17 protein-coding genes are annotated in these 18,023 nt (G+C 34.4%); 7 read left to right on the top strand and 10 right to left on the bottom strand.

What is annotated here, in order from left to right:
- Window position 1: 1 nt before the first annotated feature.
- The 7 genes from EGI22_RS00180 to EGI22_RS00150 all read left to right on the top strand — a co-directional run bounded on the left by EGI22_RS00180 (window position 2) and on the right by EGI22_RS00150 (window position 7,608).
- Window positions 2-412, top strand: a complete 411-nt coding sequence (locus EGI22_RS00180) for a molybdenum cofactor biosynthesis protein MoaE (protein ID WP_255065503.1) — start codon at window positions 2-4, stop codon at window positions 410-412.
- Between the two features lie 108 nt (window positions 413-520).
- Window positions 521-3,226 carry a DUF1553 domain-containing protein gene (locus tag EGI22_RS00175; protein ID WP_255065502.1) on the top strand — a complete coding sequence of 902 codons (2,706 nt, stop codon included), beginning with the start codon at window positions 521-523 and terminating at the stop codon, window positions 3,224-3,226.
- On the top strand, window positions 3,226-4,707 hold the full coding sequence (locus tag EGI22_RS00170; RefSeq protein ID WP_255065501.1) for a DUF1501 domain-containing protein: 1,482 nt from the start codon (window positions 3,226-3,228) through the stop codon (window positions 4,705-4,707). The genes EGI22_RS00175 and EGI22_RS00170 overlap by 1 nt, the downstream gene beginning before the upstream one ends.
- A gap of 65 nt (window positions 4,708-4,772) precedes the next feature.
- On the top strand, window positions 4,773-4,991 hold the full coding sequence (locus EGI22_RS00165; RefSeq protein WP_255065500.1) for a hypothetical protein: 219 nt from the start codon (window positions 4,773-4,775) through the stop codon (window positions 4,989-4,991).
- A complete protein-coding gene (locus EGI22_RS00160) occupies window positions 4,984-5,343 on the top strand; it encodes a type II toxin-antitoxin system PemK/MazF family toxin (protein WP_255065499.1) in 360 nt (119 codons plus the stop codon). Before EGI22_RS00165 ends, EGI22_RS00160 begins: the two co-directional genes overlap by 8 nt.
- A gap of 10 nt (window positions 5,344-5,353) precedes the next feature.
- Window positions 5,354-6,259 carry a sugar phosphate isomerase/epimerase gene (locus EGI22_RS00155; protein WP_255065497.1) on the top strand — a complete coding sequence of 302 codons (906 nt, stop codon included), beginning with the start codon at window positions 5,354-5,356 and terminating at the stop codon, window positions 6,257-6,259.
- The gene (locus EGI22_RS00150; RefSeq protein WP_255065496.1) at window positions 6,256-7,608 is read left to right on the top strand and encodes a c-type cytochrome domain-containing protein; all 1,353 of its coding nucleotides are present in this window, start codon (window positions 6,256-6,258) and stop codon (window positions 7,606-7,608) included. The genes EGI22_RS00155 and EGI22_RS00150 overlap by 4 nt, the downstream gene beginning before the upstream one ends.
- Before the next feature lie 3 nt (window positions 7,609-7,611).
- Here the strand turns inward: EGI22_RS00150 and EGI22_RS00145 are convergent, their stop codons facing one another.
- From EGI22_RS00145 to EGI22_RS00100, 10 genes are all read right to left on the bottom strand, one after another.
- Window positions 7,612-9,111, bottom strand: a complete 1,500-nt coding sequence (locus EGI22_RS00145) for a hypothetical protein (RefSeq protein WP_255065495.1) — start codon at window positions 9,109-9,111, stop codon at window positions 7,612-7,614.
- Window positions 9,112-9,326: 215 nt separating this feature from the next.
- On the bottom strand, window positions 9,327-10,424 hold the full coding sequence (locus EGI22_RS00140) for an NTP transferase domain-containing protein (protein WP_255065494.1): 1,098 nt from the start codon (window positions 10,422-10,424) through the stop codon (window positions 9,327-9,329).
- On the bottom strand, window positions 10,421-10,900 hold the full coding sequence (gene moaC, locus EGI22_RS00135; protein WP_255065493.1) for a cyclic pyranopterin monophosphate synthase MoaC: 480 nt from the start codon (window positions 10,898-10,900) through the stop codon (window positions 10,421-10,423). Before moaC ends, EGI22_RS00140 begins: the two co-directional genes overlap by 4 nt.
- A 180-nt stretch (window positions 10,901-11,080) precedes the next feature.
- A complete protein-coding gene (gene moaA, locus EGI22_RS00130; RefSeq protein ID WP_255065492.1) occupies window positions 11,081-12,061 on the bottom strand; it encodes a GTP 3',8-cyclase MoaA in 981 nt (326 codons plus the stop codon).
- 34 nt (window positions 12,062-12,095) lie between these two features.
- Window positions 12,096-12,377 (bottom strand): type II toxin-antitoxin system RelE/ParE family toxin, encoded by a 282-nt coding sequence (locus EGI22_RS00125; RefSeq protein ID WP_255065491.1) that lies wholly within the window; start codon window positions 12,375-12,377, stop codon window positions 12,096-12,098.
- A complete protein-coding gene (locus tag EGI22_RS00120) occupies window positions 12,368-12,661 on the bottom strand; it encodes a hypothetical protein (protein WP_255065490.1) in 294 nt (97 codons plus the stop codon). The genes EGI22_RS00125 and EGI22_RS00120 overlap by 10 nt, the downstream gene beginning before the upstream one ends.
- A 96-nt stretch (window positions 12,662-12,757) precedes the next feature.
- Window positions 12,758-13,132, bottom strand: a complete 375-nt coding sequence (locus EGI22_RS00115) for a hypothetical protein (RefSeq protein ID WP_255065489.1) — start codon at window positions 13,130-13,132, stop codon at window positions 12,758-12,760.
- Window positions 13,116-15,482: a TIR domain-containing protein gene (locus EGI22_RS00110; protein WP_255065488.1), complete on the bottom strand. Its 2,367-nt coding sequence runs from the start codon at window positions 15,480-15,482 to the stop codon at window positions 13,116-13,118. Before EGI22_RS00110 ends, EGI22_RS00115 begins: the two co-directional genes overlap by 17 nt.
- A 709-nt stretch (window positions 15,483-16,191) precedes the next feature.
- Window positions 16,192-16,965, bottom strand: a complete 774-nt coding sequence (locus EGI22_RS00105; protein WP_255065487.1) for a formylglycine-generating enzyme family protein — start codon at window positions 16,963-16,965, stop codon at window positions 16,192-16,194.
- A 151-nt stretch (window positions 16,966-17,116) separates the two neighbouring features.
- A complete protein-coding gene (locus EGI22_RS00100) occupies window positions 17,117-17,857 on the bottom strand; it encodes a sugar phosphate nucleotidyltransferase (RefSeq protein ID WP_255065486.1) in 741 nt (246 codons plus the stop codon).
- Between the last annotated feature and the right edge of the window lie 166 nt (window positions 17,858-18,023).

Raw genomic sequence — 18,023 nt, 5'->3', positions numbered from 1 at the left:
AATGATAAAACTCACAGAAAACATATTATCTCTTGAAGAATGCGTTTCATTAGTTTCTTCTGATGAAGTAGGAGGCATTGTAACATTTGTTGGTACAGTTAGAAATTTGACAAAAGGAAAAACCGTACTTCGTCTAGATTTTGAGGCTTATAAACCCATGGCTATTTTAGAAATGGAAAAAATAGCGAATCTGGCCAAAGAAAAGTTTGGCTTAAGCCAAATGGCAATTCATCACCGCATTGGTAGACTAGAAGTTGGCGAAGTACCAGTAATAATAGCAGCATCTTCTGCCCACAGAAAAGCAGCATTCGAAGCCTGTCAGTTTGCAATAGACACACTAAAAGAAACTGTTCCCATTTGGAAAAAGGAATATTTTGAAGATGGCGAAGTTTGGGTTTCTGCAACTCCCTAGGGTTTTTTAAATGGAATAGCTTCATTGGTTCTTTAAATCAGAGGTTTATTAAAATTATTTAAGAAGATTTTTTTAAATTGTGAGCTGTTTCAACCGCCGGTAAAAAGAATGTTTAAAAAAGCTTCTCTCAAAATTCTTGTTTTCTCAATTCTTGGGCTCTTGCTCTTCAATTACGCATGCCGTGTTCAATCTAAAATTGACTACAATTCGCAAGTCAAACCCATTATCAATAAAAGTTGTATTACCTGCCACGGCGGTGTAAAAAAGCAGGGAGGCTACAGTTTATTATTCAAAGAAGAAGCTTACGGAAAAGGTAAATCGGGAAAAATCGGAATTGTACCAGGAGATGCTTCTTCGAGTGAGTTTATCAAAAGACTTACCACTAAAGACCCAGAAGAAAGGATGCCGCATGAAAAAGCACCACTTACTGATGAAGAGATAGAAATCTTAACCAAATGGGTGGACCAAGGAGCTGAATGGAAGGAGCATTGGGCTTATGTTCCAGTTGAAAAACCCGAAATTCCTGATTTTTCTAATGAATGGGTAAAAAATGACATAGACAGATATATCTACAAAAATGCTGAAAAACAAGGATTAAAACCTTCAAAAGAGGCCTCCTCCGAAGATTTATTAAGAAGAACAGCACTAGACATTATTGGTTTTCCAGCATCAGATAATCTCCGAAATCAGTTTTTACAAAACAAGAACTACGATCTATTGATAGACAGCTTGTTGAGTTCGAAGCATTATGGTGAAAAATGGACCTCCATGTGGCTCGACATGGCCAGATACGCGGACACCAAAGGCTACGAAAGAGACGGCGACAGAAATATTTGGCGTTACAGAGATTGGTTAATTCGGGCATTCAATGAAGATAAACCCTATGATATTTTTTTAAAGGAACAGTTAGCGGGAGATCTTTTAAAAAACCCATCCGAAGATCAGTATATCGCCACAGCTTTTCATCGCAATACAATGACCAATGACGAAGGAGGAACTGACAACGAAGAGTTTAGGGTGGCAGCTGTTTTGGATAGAGTGAATACTACTTGGGAAACGCTTATGGGCACCTCTTTTTCGTGTGTACAGTGCCATAGTCACCCTTACGATCCTTTTCGGCATGATGAGTATTACAAGTTTATGGCATTTTTTAATAACAGCCGTGATGAGGATACTTACGACGAATATCCTATTTTCAGACATTTTGATGACACGCAAAAGACTGCTTTAAACGGCTTGGGAGAGTATCTACAAAAAACAGTTTCCGAACCTGAAAAGCAAGAATTAATAAATTTTATAAAAACCTTTCAACCATCGCATAATTCTCTAAAATGCGATAATTTCGTAAATTCTGAACTCTCGGATACCAAGTGGCTATCAATGCGACATAATTCTTCAGCAAGGCTCAAAAACATTAATTTGACAGGAAAAACTAAAGTTATTCTTCAATACAAGGAATATTTGGAAGGCGGATTTTTAGAAATAAACTTAGACGAACCAAAAGGAAATTCTATTGCTAAATGGAAGGTCAAATTCGAACAAGATAAAAAAGGATGGAAAAAAATCGAACTGCCGATTCGGTCAACGGAAGGTTTTCATGACATTTATCTCAAATATGTCAATCCAAAACTCACCAATCCAAATGCAAACGGTATAACTTTTGATTGGTTTTATTTTACGAAAGGATTTCCTGAAATCAATACTGCCGAAAACAATAAGCAAAAAACGATTTTTTGGGATTTATTGAATGCAAATGTCGAGAAAACACCTATAATGGTAGAAAACCCAAATGATTTTTCTAGAAAAACGCAAGTTTTTGAAAGAGGAAGTTGGCTCTCTTTGGGTGATGAAGTTAAAGCGGGTGTACCTGCTTCCCTAGGAACAATACCAACAGGATTTCCTGCTAACAGATTAGGTTTAGCTGAATGGATGACCTCAAAAAATAATCCTTTGGTGGCTAGAACTATGGTAAACAGAGTTTGGGAACAATTATTTGGGCTGGGATTGGTAGAAACCTTAGAGGATTTAGGTTCACAGGGTGCAGTTCCACAAAATCAAGAGCTTTTAGACTATTTGAGTTATAAGTTTATGAATGAATACAAATGGTCTATTAAAACATTAATAAAAGAAATAATGCTTTCGGCGACTTATCGACAAGATGCCAAACTTACACCTGAAGCTTTGGAAAAAGACCCTTCTAACAGGTATTTGGCCAGAGGACCAAGAGTAAGACTTTCAGCAGAACAAATTAGAGATCAGGCTTTGTCCGTTACAGGCATGATGAATTCCAAAATGTTTGGACCGCCAGTTATGCCCTATCAGCCCGAAGGAATATGGAGTTCACCTTATAATGGTGAAAAGTGGGTAAAATCTTCCGAAAATGAGCAGTATAGAAGAGCCGTTTATACCTTCTGGAAACGAACGAGTCCTTACCCAAGTATGATGGCTTTTGACGGAGTTGGGCGTGAAGTATGTGTGTCACGCAGAATCCGAACCAATACGCCATTGCAAGCATTGGTTACATTAAACGACTCTGTTTATGTTGATCTTTCAGCTAAATTGGCCCTTAGAGCTTTTAATAATTCAAAGAAAAACTATCAAGAGAGTATAAAAAAGGCCTATGAATATGCCGCTGGAAAAAAAATTAGTCAAGAAAACTATGCGATTCTTGCCAAATTATATGCCCAATCTTTGGCTATTTATAGAAAAGAAAACAGTAAAATAATAACTGGGGTTGAAAGTCCCGAATTGGGAGCATTGATTGTTGTATGTAATTCGATTTTAAACCTCGACGAAGTAATAACAAAAAGCTAATGGAAAAGTTAATTCAAGAGGCTCTTCTTGCACAAATCAGAAAAGATACCAGAAGAAATTTTCTTAAAGGAAGTTTTCTTGGTTTAGGCGGTATGGCACTGGGTTCTATGTTGGGTTGTTCAGGTTCAAAAAATACAAGTCAAAGTCTTTTTGATCCTCAAAATCCGCTTGCACCGAGGTCGCCACACTTTGCTCCAAAAGCTAAATCTGTCATTTATTTACACATGGCAGGTGCTCCATCGCAATTAGAGCTTTTTGATTATAAACCTGAACTTTTAAAGTTAGATGGCCAAGATTGTCCTCAGTCTTTTCTGGAAGGCAAGAAATTTGCATTTATTAGAGGCGTACCAAAAATGTTGGCTTCGCAGGCGGAGTTTAAACAACACGGACAATCTGGGGCTTGGATTAGCAATTATTTGCCGCACCTATCTACAGTGGCTGACGAGTTGAGTTTCATGAAAGCCGTAACAACAGACCAGTTTAACCATGCTCCAGCCCAATTGTTGATGCAAACCGGGAGTGCAAGATTAGGAAGACCAAGTATGGGCTCATGGGTAACTTACGGCTTGGGTTCTGAAAACAACAACTTGCCTGCTTTTGTAGTCTTGACTTCGGGCGGAAGTAATCCTGATGCAGGTAAAAGTGTATGGGGAAGTGGGTTTTTACCTTCGGTTTACCAAGGCGTACAATGCCGCTCAGAAGGTGACCCCGTACTTTTTATAAAAGATCCAGAAGGTATGGGCAGAGATATAAGAAAAGCCTCTATAGATGCCATAAACGAAATAAATCAAAACGAATTTAAAAACTACGGCGATCCAGAGATTTTAAGTAGAATAAGTCAATATGAAATGGCTTATAAAATGCAGATTTCGGCACCAGAAGTAATGGATATTAAGTCAGAGCCTGCCTATATTCATGAAATGTATGGTACTAAACCCGGAACGGGAAGCTTTGCCAACAATGTGCTACTTGCCAGAAAATTGGTAGAAAACGGTGTGCGTTTCGTGCAATTGTACGATTGGGGCTGGGATACACACGGCACCGATGCCGGCGGAGCATTAGACATAGGTTTGATAAACAAATGCAGAAGTGTGGATAAAACCATAACGGCATTGATTTTAGACCTAAAACAAAGAGGCTTATTAGACGAAACGCTTATTGTGTGGGGAGGAGAGTTTGGGCGTACACCGATGGCCGAGAACCGTGAGGGCAAACCAAACGCCTTCAAAGGAAGAGACCACCATGCGGAGGCATTTACGATGTGGATGGCTGGTGGAGGTATTAAGCCAGGGGTAAGTTATGGAGAAACGGATGAATTGGGCTATTCGGCAGTTTCTGGAAAGGTAAACCCTCACGATATTCAAGCAACCATTATGAATCAACTTGGTTTTGATCATGAAAAACTTACGTTTGATTTTCAAGGGCGATCATTCCGTTTGACTGATTTGGAAGGAAAGGTTATTAAGGAATTGGTGGGGTGATAAAAAACGCTTGAAGTAAAAAAGAATTAAATTATTGGTTAAATTCGTTGAAAATTTGTTTAAATATGACTTTGAAAAAAACATATAGCGTAATTAACAATCAGATAGTAATAGACTTGCCTGAAAATTTTAAAGGTAAAAAAAGTCTAACTGTAACAATTGAAGATAATGTTTTATCAAAAGAGGAGAAGTTTAATAAAATGAAATTAGCTTCTAAGGATCCTTTGTTTTTAGCTGATATTTCTGATATTTCTGAGGATTTTAAAGATATTGATAATGTCTGATTTTCTTAAATGGGGAATATACAGAGCGAGTTTGGACCCTGTCATTGGATCTGAACAAGGTAAATCCAGACCAGTATTAATTATTAGTGAGAATGAATTAAATGAATTAGTAAACACCGTTAATATACTGCCAATAACAAGTCTAAAACCTGGCAGGCATATATATCCTAATGAAGTATTACTTCCTAATCAGGAAGTAAGCATAGATAATGATTCAATCGTTTTATGTCATCAAATTCGTACAATTGATAAAATTAGATTAACCAAATTTTATGGGATTGTAGAAAGTTTTAATGTAAAAAGAGAAGTATTAGAAGCTTTATCTTTTCAGCTTGGGATAGAATTAAAATAATACTTTCATTATGAACCGTAGAAATTTCCTTTCCAATACCCTCGCAACATCGGCTGCATTGGTTTCCTCTAAAGATACTTTTGCTCAAAAATCCACAAAAACCGACTTGGAAGTTATTGTTTTAGCCACAGATTGGGGTTTTGGAGGAACTATTGACGAATTGTGTGCAAAAGTAAAAAAAGCAGGTTATGATGGATTGGAACTTTGGTGGCCAACAAAAAAAGAAGATCAGAAGGCACTTTTTATGGCTCTCGAAAAATACGAATTGCAGATAGGCTTTCTTTGTGGAGGCAGCGGGCCGGATTTTGAAAAACACTTTACACAATATAAAAATGCTGTTAATGCAGCTTTGGAAGCCAAACCTTTGTATGTAAATAGCCATTCTGGCAAGGATTATTTTAGTTTCAAACAGAATGCCAAGTTTATAGAATTTACGATAGAGAAAATGGAATCTTCCGGCATAAAAGTGCTACATGAAACGCATAGAGGAAGAATGTGTTATTCCGCTCCAATTACTAGGCAATTTTTGGAGAAATACGAAAAAATGCGTCTGACTTTGGATATAAGTCATTGGACAAATGTGCATGAATCTTTACTAGATGACCAAGCGGAAACCGTAGAAATGGCTCTAGAAAGATCCTATCATATTCACGCAAGAGTTGGTCACCAAGAAGGGCCACAGGTAAATGACCCACGGGCTCCAGAATGGAAAACAGCCTTAGACAAACACCTAGAGTGGTGGGATAAGGTGGTCAAATACAGAGAAACGCAAGGAGCAAAAAGAATCACATTTTTAACCGAATTTGGGCCACCAAACTATCTGCCAACATTGCCGTATACCAATGTGCCTGTGGCTGACCAATGGGAAATAAATGTATTTATGCTGAACCTTCTAAAAAACAGATATAAAGGATGATAATTGAGTTTTTTGGAAAATTCCACCCATTGTTGGTTCATTTACCCATTGGCTTTTTTCTATTGGCCTTTGTGCTAAAAATTTATTCTTTTTGGAGACAAAAGGATGTTATAGATGCTATACTTCCACTCATTCTAGGTTTGAGTATTTTGGCTTCCGTTTTTAGTTCTGTTACGGGGTATTTGCTTTCGCAAAGTGGCGAATATGACCTGGAAATGGTCAATGACCATCAATGGACTGCGATAGGATTTACGATAATTTTATGTCTTTTTTATTTTCTTAGAAATTACCAAAAAGTCAATTTACTATTTTGGATAGGCCTATCTGTACTTTTAATGGTTGTTGGTCATTTGGGTGGGAGCCTTACGCATGGAGAAGGTTTTCTAAACTTGACCAAAGCTGTTGAAAAAAACCAAATAGTGGATGTTCAAAACGCCAAAGTTTACGAAGATTTGGTAAGACCTATTTTTGAAGAAAAATGTTATGCTTGCCATTCTTCCAAAAAACAAAAAGGGAAGCTAAGACTAGACAGCCAAATAGCTATAGAAATGGGAGGGAAAAATAAAAATTTGATTATTCCTCATGAAGTAGAAAAAAGCCTTCTCAGCCAAAGGTTATTCCTTAAAGACTCTGATGAAGAGCACATGCCGCCTAAAGGTAAACCACAATTGACAAACGAAGAGCTGAAAATAATAAATTGGTGGATAAAAGAGGGGGCCTCTTTTGATAAAAAAGTAAGCGAAATTCCGCAATCTGCAGAGATAAAGACCACACTTCTGCGTTTTCAAAAAGGCTCCGAAATCGTAAAATCAGCACAAAATATTCCCGAAAAAGAAGTAGAAAAGGCTTTAGAAGAAAAGATAGAAATTTTAAAAAATGCAGGCATTTTAGCATTGCCAGTTGCGGCTAACTCTAACTATTTATTGATAAATATGCGAGGAATATCACCTCAAGAGAAAGAAATAGAGGCTATGAAGTCTTTGAAAAAACAGATAATTTGGTTTAATGCGGCGAATGTAAAAAACACCAAATCATGGAGTGAAGTTCTTAAAGATTTAACGGAAATAAGTATTTTACACTTAAACAAAACTGAATTTTCGGACGAAGAAATGAAAAACCTACAAGGTTTAGCCAATCTGCAGACTTTAAACCTTAGCAATACTCAAGTTACTGAAAAAGGACTGGAAAGTCTAAAAGATCATAAAAAGCTTCAAAAAGTCTTTTTGTATAAATCTAAAACTGATTTTTCGAAACTGGACTTCAATCAGTTTCCAAACATTAAAATCGACACTGGTGGTTATAAAGTTCCAACTTTTGAAATGGACACGGTGGAGGTAAAAGCGATGTAAATTTTATTGAATGCAAATCACTTCGTACATAAGTGGCATTTCTAATTTGTAATAACTCATTTCAAACTCTCTGTAAAGAAAATCTATATCATCTTTAGTTTGGAAAATTCTTTTTGCTACTGATAAGGGTCTGCCTAAAGCATTCAAAATAATCGAATGCTTGTTTTTATCTATTATTTTAATAAAATATCGATTGCTCGCTGGAAATTTCCCCATCACTTCAATTCTACTCAATTTTGTGTTCTTTTTGCCCCAATCAGACTCAAATGAAGGGTCGAAATCCACAGTTTTTAATTGGGCACTATCTGGATAAACAACAACTCCATTATTTAACATTTTAGTCACCATATTATAAACATCACCTGAATTAAATACCTTTTTTTCTTTTAAATATTCGTATTTAAAGCCTGCTTCAAAGGTATTGTTGGCCTTATCGTTATTTACCATTTTCTGTTCTAAATTATAGGCATCCATCATTTTAGTTTCCTTTTTTTGATTTAAAGAGAATAGGGATTTAAATAGCCATATAGTATAAACGGCTATGAAAAAAGAAACTAGGGTGTATTTAAACAAATTTGAAGACTTGTATTTTACTAAAAATGAAAGCCCTGCTATTAAAATAAGTATACCATAAATTTTATATCTCGAAACCAATACGCTTTCTATGCCTACAAACCAATAGTTGTATCTGTTGAGTACGATTACAGCTAAAGATGCAGCTGAAAACAAGAACAATAATTTTTCAAAATCATAGGTTTTTGATTGCCAATTTCTCAAAATAAAATAACTTGTTGAGAGGAAAATCAAAAGACCAGTCATTCCTGCCAATGCATAGCCTATAGAATTAGAAAAGAATTGGAACATGCCTCCGAGTGAAACAAAATATGCCCATACTATCTCAAATTTGTATTTAAAAATATTTTCAAAAAGACTATTTGATGGGTCATCGTTAGATGCATGACTTTGATAAATAAACAATTGAAAGCCTAAAAGTATTAAAATAATAAGCCAGTGTGGATTCGTTTTTCTTAAAAAACTATAGATGAGAATAAAGAAAATAGCAATAAAACCTATTGCACTTCCAAATGGAACTATGAATAGAAATATATAAAAGGCTATTTTTGAAAAAAGGGAATGTTGTTTATAATCAGTCGTGACAAAATAGAATAAATAAGCTGACAAAGCGATAGAAGCTAATTGATAAGTAACGACATCGTTTCTAAAGTAAACTTCCCAATTACAAAGATTTAATACTGTTAAACTTATGATACTAAGAAAAAGAGGTGAAAATTTGTATTTTCTGTAGAATACATAAATTAATAAAACTGTGTAAAGGTTAGCAAACCATAACATTGTTTTAAAATTCAGTTCGCCGAATATACCCATTTGGGTTAATAATGAAAAACGTATTAAGAATGGCCTGCTTTCGTTATCAGGCGTTAAAATCATGTGGAACTTATCGGAAAGCGTATTGGCTTTTAGAAAGTTATAGGTAAAATCCATAAAAACCCGATGTTGGTCTTCAAAAGGGAAGTTTATGGAAAAATTGTTTAATACAATCAAATGGATTACAATCGGAACAAAAAATAATAAGAGAGCTATTTTTTTCGAAATGGTTTTTTTCAAAGCAAATTTATTAAATTGAAAATAGGGTTTGTTTTAGCGTGTTAATTAATAGCAAATTTATAAGGTCAGATAATAAAAGAGGCATTTTTGCCTTAAAAATATCTATTTTTAATATTTTCTCTATCTTCTGGAGTATTTACATTACTAAGTATTTCCGGATTCGAAATTTCTACTAACTCGATGTCACTGTTTATCAGTACTTTTCGTGGGCAAGAGTAACCTAAACTAAGAAAAGATAGAAGGTTTAGATAAGCTTTGGGTTCCCAAATTGTAAACAATGGATCAGGGAAATTCGTGGCTGGATTTAGAATGGCAGTAGCAAATTTCCTTGCGTTTCGTGTTGAAATTAAACTTAGAATGTCTTCTTTTTTAATCAAAGGCAAATCACAGGCAATAACCAACCATGCGGCATTTGGGTCTGATTGAAATGCCGATAAAATCGCTCCATATGGTCCTAGATTTGAGAATTTATCCGTAATTACAGAGGTTTTATAATTGAGTTCTTGTTCGGCTCTGCATGAGATAAAAGAGGGCACGCCCAATTCTTCAAAAATTTGGCTTAAATACTGGTGCTGAGGTACTCCATGGTAATTTATTTCGCTTTTATCTTCACCCATTCGCGAACTTTTGCCTCCTGTTAATATCAATGCTTTTAGCGGAGCACTTTTTATTTCAGATAAAATAATGGCACAAATTTTATCTATTTCAGAGGTTTTGATAATTGGTATTTCAACTTCATTGTTAAGCCATGGATATATTTCCTCCACTCCTTCGGCTAAAATATACGCTTTTACATCTGTTAGCTGCGGGTTTCTCTTTTTTAAAGATGCCTCTTTTTTAGGATCTATAATCACGAACTGACTTTTCGCCTGAAAATGATTTCCATTGACCAAAATTAAATCCTGATCGTTTAGAAAGAACTTCTGCTCATATTCATTGATATTCTTCTTTTCAAGTCGAATATGGCTTATTTTATCTTGAAAAACATTTGCTGAAAAACTATCATTTTCGTTTTTACCATGGTCAGCATCTATATAGGTTATTTTTAAGTCTTGGAGTAAAATTGAAATAATTCTTTGACTTATTTCTTCAATAAAACCACAAGGAGCACCTAAAAAAGAGAATTCATTTCTGCCAAAAAAACCGATATCGGGCTTAGATAGTTTGCTATGTTTTTCGTGTTTTTTCATTGTTTTAGCTTAAAATCACTCTTTCCACCTGTTTTTTCAATCAACCTCGTTTCTTTGATTACTATATCATGCGACAAGGCCTTGCACATATCATAAATGGTCAATGCAGCCACACTTGCACCTGTCAAAGCCTCCATTTCAATACCCGTTTTACCTGATAAAGATGCTGTGCAAAGGATTTCGATTTCATTTGTTCCAATTACTTTGATTAATATTTGGCAGTTTTCCAAACCTAAGGGATGGCAAAGCGGAATCAAATCACCTGTTTTTTTGGCTGCCATTACTCCAGCAATTATTGCGGTTTGAAATACAGGCCCTTTTTTTGAGTGGATTTCCTCATTATTAAACTTGGCCATGATTTCATCATTGACAACGACTACACTTCTAGCAGTAGCAGTTCGCTTTGTTATGGCTTTCCCGCCAACATCTACCATTGATGGATTTCCTTGAGCGTCGAGATGCGTAAATGAGGACATGTTTGTTTCCTTTTGTTTCCCAAAATTAAGGAATAAATAAATCAAATAAGATATCGATACAATTAATCCGCAAATGTATTTTCTAAACTATAAATGATGAAATCTTAAATCTTTCCGAATTAGCATAAAAAAATTAGCAAAGATTAAAAAGCAATAATTCTGTTTTTGAATAATTAGAGTTTACCCACCAATTGTTGTCATACTTTCGTGCACAGTACTTTTTCGGGAAGCTTCCGCTTCAAAACCATCCTTGGCCCGGTGTAGAATCGATTCTTGTAGTTTTTCTTTGATTTCTTCATTGCTCATTCCGGCCCTCAGCATATCTCGGAGGTTCATTACGCCGTCGTCGTAAAGGCAGGTTTTGAAGTCACCCGTGGGTGTTATGCGGAGACGATTGCATGTGCTACAGAAAGTACGGCTAAATGCTGCAATAACGCCGATTGAGCCCTGAAAGTCAGCTATTTTGTAGTTGTAAGAGGTAGAATTTGCCTCATCAGCTATTTTATAAAGTGATGGATGTTTGGCTTTTATGGTATCTATGATTTTGTGATAAGACATAAAATACTCAGGTTTTTCGCCTTCACCGTTAAACGGCATTTCTTCTATAAATCTTACGCCAATCGGGTGGGTTTTTGCTAAATCTACCAAACTAAAAATATCTTCTTCATTCTTGCCAGCCATCATAACCGAGTTGATTTTCAGTGGGATGTCGTTTTCGAGAATGGCACCAAAAGTTTTCAAAACATTCGGTAGCTCATCGCGGCGGGTCATTTCATGGAATCGCTTTCTGTCTAAGGAATCCAAGCTGAGATTGATAGACGAAATACCCAATTGCTTAAGTTCGGGAATGTAAGGTGCTGTAAGTACACCATTGGTGGTCAAATTGATTTTTTCGATGCCTTTAATCTCAGATATTTTCCAGAGGAAAGACATTAGTTCTTTACGTACAAATGGCTCTCCGCCCGTTATTCTGACTTTAGAAATACCCATTTCGGCCAAAAGGCTGATCAAACGCAACATTTCCTCAAAACTCAAAAGGTGTGTTTTGGGCAAAAAATCAATGCCCTCGTGCGGCATACAATAGAAACAACGGAGGTTGCATCGGTCGGTCACTGCCAATCGAAGATAGTTTATCGGACGTCCGTGGTTGTCTATGAGCACTTTTTGAGTTTTTAAATTGTATAAAGATTGAAACTTATCTTGGAGGAAATTTCTTATAAATATCGCCTCTACTTAGAACTGTTATTACTATTATTTGAGGATCAATAACCTCTATTCCAATACGATAAGACCCAACTCGAATTCTGAAATAATTCTCATCGGCTCTCTGGCCTTCCATACGTTTGATGTCAATGTTGATATTTTGAAGGGTTTTAGCACTTTCTAGAGTATCAATTATTTCTCGGATAGAACTTTGAATTTTAGCAGGCAATTTAGCCGACTCTTTTATGAATTGCTTCTTAAGAATTATTTCCACCCTAGTTCTTTTTTGGCATCTTCATAAGAAACATTATCGTCGTTTTTTAGAGCTCGCATACGTTCAAGCATAAAAAACTCCTCTACATCCTCATTTTTTATAACTTTCAGCAGCCTTTCGGCATCTTCAGGACTAAATGATTTTCTGCTAATTTTAGCTGAAAATGATTGAGGTGAAATACCAAGTTTTTTGGCGATGTAATCTTTCCTATATCCAGAAACAGCTATAGCCTTCGGAAGATTCGCTAGAATACTTTTATAGTTAATGATTGTCTCTTGAACCATACAAAATTTGAATTTGTGGTAAATCTAACACAAAAACGTTAAGTGTGATAAACGAAAGTGTTAAAATTTATAAAATAAGAATTGCAAATCAAGCCTTTAAGCTCCTACACAATTAACCTGAGTAGCTAAAAAATACCCAATAACACCAGCCACAAGTAACAACAAACCATAAAATGGCCAAACGGACTTCGAAATTATTTGATAGAAAATTTCAAGTTTGTCTGCAGGACTTTCCATGTCATACACATTGAAAATATCAATTTTACCTTCTTTATATTTTTGTTTTAATAAGTTGTATTGCTCACGATAAAAAGTTTCTAAAGCCAAATAATACATATCCAAATACATTAATGGCAAAATAGGCAAAACAAGCACAAACCAGGGCAAAGCCAAGGTTTTAGAACTAAAAACCAACAAAGCCGAAACAATACTAATGCACCAAGTTTTTGCATTTCTACTGTTTTCTGTCATTCGCTTTATAAGCTCCTGATACAGGCTCATTTGATGATGTAGGGATGTTTGAAGGGTTGGTTCCATTTGGAGTTATTTTTTCTATATATTTTACTATTTCTTGCCATTTTGCGGCTCTTTCATTTACTCCCAATTCTTGAGAAAGATCAAAGGAATTGCTATTTGTTGAAATTGGCTGGGCTTTGTCGTAAATATTAAGTTCTTTTAATCCCGTTTTTGTCCAATCGCAAGGGCTTACAAGAATAGGTATTATCTTCAATCCTCCCAAGTTAAATCTTTTCATTGCTTCTGGTATTTCAACATTCATCACATAAGGAGTACCTAATGTTTTAACACTAATCAAAAGTATAAAGATATCACATTGCTCTAATTCTTTTTTAAGTCTTGCATGCCATTTTTCACCCATATCCATTTCTCTGTCATCAAAAACAGTAAATTTACCTTCAGCAATACCAGGATAAAGGTGGTCTCGAAGCTCAAGACGATAAATATCATCAAATTTGGAGTAAGCAATAAATATTTTTAATGGAGCATTTAATTCATCACCTAAAAAATGTCTGAAATCATATTTAGGATATAATACGCCGTCAGAATAAACAAACTGGCTTTTTTTACTATTTCCTTCGGAAATAGTCATGTTTATATCATCAAAAGGAATATAATTTCCGTAAGGTGTTTTAACTTTGATTAATGGTGAATATTGACTTAGTCGGTTTTTAATTTCTTTAAATACTTGATAAAATTGGTCATTCTCAATTAATCCTGCACTACTTCGAGATATAGAGAAGACTGGAGTTCTATTTTGATATTCTTTATTGGGTAGTAATAGTTCTAGTTTCAAATATTGCTTTGAAGCTTTTGAATTGTTATAAATTATAACACAGTTTTTCCAAAGTAAATATTCTACTTTAGCATCATCTTTTACTAATAAACCTTCATTTTTGTAATGTTTAACAACTTGTAAAATAATATTGGGATGGAAAAAATTATTAAATTCGAACTGGCAATCTGGGCTTTCAAAAGAATCTATAAATAAATTCTCAATTTTTTCTTTAGGGTTGGGTAAATAAGAAGGAGCCACAAATTTTGGATTTATACTATCTGTTCCTTCTACTTCAAATATAATATCAGTTTTTATCAGAAAGTTTAATACGTATTCTTTTACATTTTTATCCTTACATTTTATTCTTTCAAATGCCTCTAATTTATTAAAATACCCTTGATTTTTTTCATTTACGGCTAACTCCTTAGATAGCACTTGATAAATAAATTCACTAAATTTCTGAATGTTTACAATATAATATTGACTTAACTCAGGTATGTTTTTACCAAGGAATAATAAATACTTATAGTTGATTAATGAATTTTTAAATTGGTCAATGTCGATTTTATTATATTTAATATTTAATCCTTTAATTTTAGCTTCTAAAGTTGAATGATTAATTAATGTCAATCCTTCTTTATAAATACCTTCACCAAATTCTTTTACAGCCTTTAAAACTGAATTTTGTTGAATTTGGGAACGTTCTTTTATCTTATTTCTAAGCCATTCTCCAACATCTGGCTTAATAAAATCAAAACTTAAAATATCTTGTACTCTTACATATTGTGTAGACTTTAAATCTTTATTGTTTAAAAACATTTCAAATGTCCTAGCACTAACATTTTGTATTATATCAACTATGGGTTCATTTTCGTTAGGTTTGAAAACTTCTCTAGCGATTTCTTCCTCACTAATATCTTGTGAAGTTTCTTTAGCATATTTTAACCTGCCAACAAATTCATATTGTTTGTTAAATAGAGATTTGGAGCTATAGTACATGTGGTTATTTAAAAAAGAAATTTTTTGAATACTTTTTAACCAATATTCAATTGGGTAAAGTAAATTCTGAATTTCTATATTTTTAATCTCTTTCGGTATTTCTGTTTTCCCAAAATATGAATTATAATTTCCCCATACTTTATTTTTATGATTTCCCCATACAATAATATAATGACTCAAAGTATCAAAAAATGATAAATGTAACGCATGATAATAATCTTGTCCACCAAAATCATAACCCATAACTTCAATGTCTCCAATTTTTTTCAAAAAATACTGAACACCATGGGTAGAATCAAAATTTGTTCTTTCTTCTTCTAATAATCGGTGCTTCAATTCTGTTTTTCCAGCAGTGGTATTTCCTAATAATATTATTTGATGTCGATTTATAGGGACTAGTTCATCTTCATGTTTTTGTTCAAACTTTAAATATGCTTTTAGATTTTCTCTTAGTTCTCTACCTGATGTAATTTTTGCTATTTCGAGAATATCTTTTGACAATAATTGATTGGATTCGTTTAATCCCAAGATTTCTAACTTGTCTTGAATCCATTTTTTGGGCCATATAATATTTAGTTTTGAATTTCCTTCAGCAAAAAAGTATTTGAGATTAATTAATTGTGAAATATTTATGACGTCGATCTCATTATTTTGTATATTTAAATATTCAAGTTTTTCAGATCTTCCTAAAGTTAATGAAATTAGTCCAGACTTCGAAGCATCAATTTTTATTAGGTTTTGGCTTGATTCTTTTATTAAAAGGGTCTTAAGTTTGGGACAATCAAAACAGTAAAACTCGAAAAGTTTAGAAGTGTTTCCAAAAGTTATTTTTCTTAAATCTGGGTTAGAGGATAAATACAAATATTCCAAGTTCGAGTAATTAAATACATCTAAATTGTACTTACTAATTTTAGTTCTGGAAATATATAATATTGACAGCTTTTCAATAATTTGTTGTTCATGAAGACTATTTAATACTAAGGCAATTTCAATTTCGTTGAAGTGATTATCTGAGATGTGCAGGCCCAAATTTTTTCCATCCCAATAATATCGTAAATCGGGAGTGATAATTTCAGACGTAAAACCCTCTTTGTCAAATACAACCTTTCCAAAAGATGTTTTTATGCTATCGATATTTATTTTATCTTCAATAAAACCTAGCTTTTTTAAAAAATCTATTTCCATTATAATATCATATTAGTAAATTTTGTCTTTTTTTTGTGATTTTCTGGAATAGCTATTCAGAAAATAAAATTCGAAAACCATAACCTTCTCCTTTCAATTCAGGCTGAATTGCACTTCGACTTCTATTGCAGCAGTAATTGGCTCGCCCAAAACAACTTCCTCCACGAAAAGTTTTTAAATTAATTTCGCCCAAATGTGGACTTCCATTTTTAGGAATATCATTAAGGTTTGGGTTAAAATCATCAATGCACCATTCCCAAACATTTCCGCTCATATCGTAAAGTCCACTTTTATTAGCTAATTTAAGCCCAACTGGCATTGTTTGCTTGTTACTATTTCTATCATACCAGCCTACATCGTTTAAGTTTTGTGAGCCCGCAAAAACGAAGCCTTGGTTGGCTTCAGCGGCGTATTCCCATTGGGTTTCTGAAGGGAGATCAAACTTGCCATTAATTCTATTATTATTTTCAAAACTAATTTTTTGTAAGTGCAAAAGCGAATTCAAAGCGTCATTAAATATTCGGACATTACTCCAGTTAACTCTTTCCACTGGACGAGTTTCTCCTTTAAAATAACTTGGGAATGCTTTTAATGATTTGTGCTCTGCGGCAATTACAACGCAAGACCAAAATTCTTGAGTAGTTTGATAAGCACACATCCAAAAGTCTTTTTCAAAGGTTATGGGAATACCTTCGCTCTTAGTTCCGAGATTTGAACTATCATCCGCCTGAAACATAAAGGTTTTACCTTTTGCGGGTATAAATTTGAAAGGCATTGGTAGGCTTAGTGCAGTGTCGCCTATGTGTGTAATCGTAAAGTCTTTCATGTGTTTAAAGGGGATATGAAAAGACTAAACTAAGAAATATTTCTGAGGTTTAAAAGTAGAGCGATTTTTCAAATCGCTTGGGCAAAATCAAAAAGTAGATAAAGAAAATTATTAATAATCTGCGATTTGAAAAATCGCAATACAAAAGACCTTACTTAAACAATCCTTCTGCCCTCAAAACCGCCTCCGGCTTCCCAACATCCAGCACCAAATCTTTACTGTGGTCGTATCCAATTATTTTGTTGTCGGCACAGAGGTCGAGGTAGAGGTCTATCATTCCGAACTTGCCTGTGAGGTTTATTTTGGCAAAAATGGCATTGGAAATCACATGTATGCCGCTGAATGCCATTGGCGTAGGTTCAGTTTTGCCAAGTTTGGCTTTAGCGGGTAGTTTTATTTCTTCGGTTTTTATGTTTTTCCAACCTACCATTTCTTGGTTTTCGTTGAATAGTAGATAACGGCTTGTTTCTCTATTGGCTACGGCCAAAGTAGCGAGAGCTTGGTTTTCTTTATGTTGGTTTATTAAAATATTTAAGTCTAAATCCGTGAGAATATCACAATTCATTAGCACGAAATTCTCATTTTCAGCCAAAAGGCTTTTGGCTTTTAATAAACCCCCACCAGTTTCCAAAACCTCTTCTGTTTCATCACTAATACTTATTTTACTGCCCCAGCCTTTGTTGGTTTCGATAGCTTGAATGATTTGGTCGGCAAAGTGATGGACATTCACTACAACATCTGTAATTCCGAATTTCTGAAGGTATTCGATATTCCGTTGCAACAAGGATTTTCCATTCACCATAGCCAATGCCTTTGGATGGTGATCAGTCCAAGGTTTCAGGCGTGTACCGAGGCCAGCAGCTAATATGAATCCAGCAATATTTTTTGTCATAAATTGATCTTTTTTAACCACATAGTTCACATAGCTAGTACTTTAGAATATTTTTTAACTAGATAAAAAGTTTAAAACCTATGTGTCTATGTGGTATTTCCTATGATAACTATGTGTTTAAAATCCCATGTTATTATCTTATCTTATCACCTTAATATTTTACCCG

The sequence above is a fragment of the Lacihabitans sp. LS3-19 genome (assembly GCF_024343575.1).
In the GTDB taxonomy this organism is placed as follows: domain Bacteria; phylum Bacteroidota; class Bacteroidia; order Cytophagales; family Spirosomataceae; genus Leadbetterella.
The sequence above is the reverse complement of the archived record's forward strand: the minus strand, read 5'-3'. Positions and strand labels throughout refer to the sequence as shown.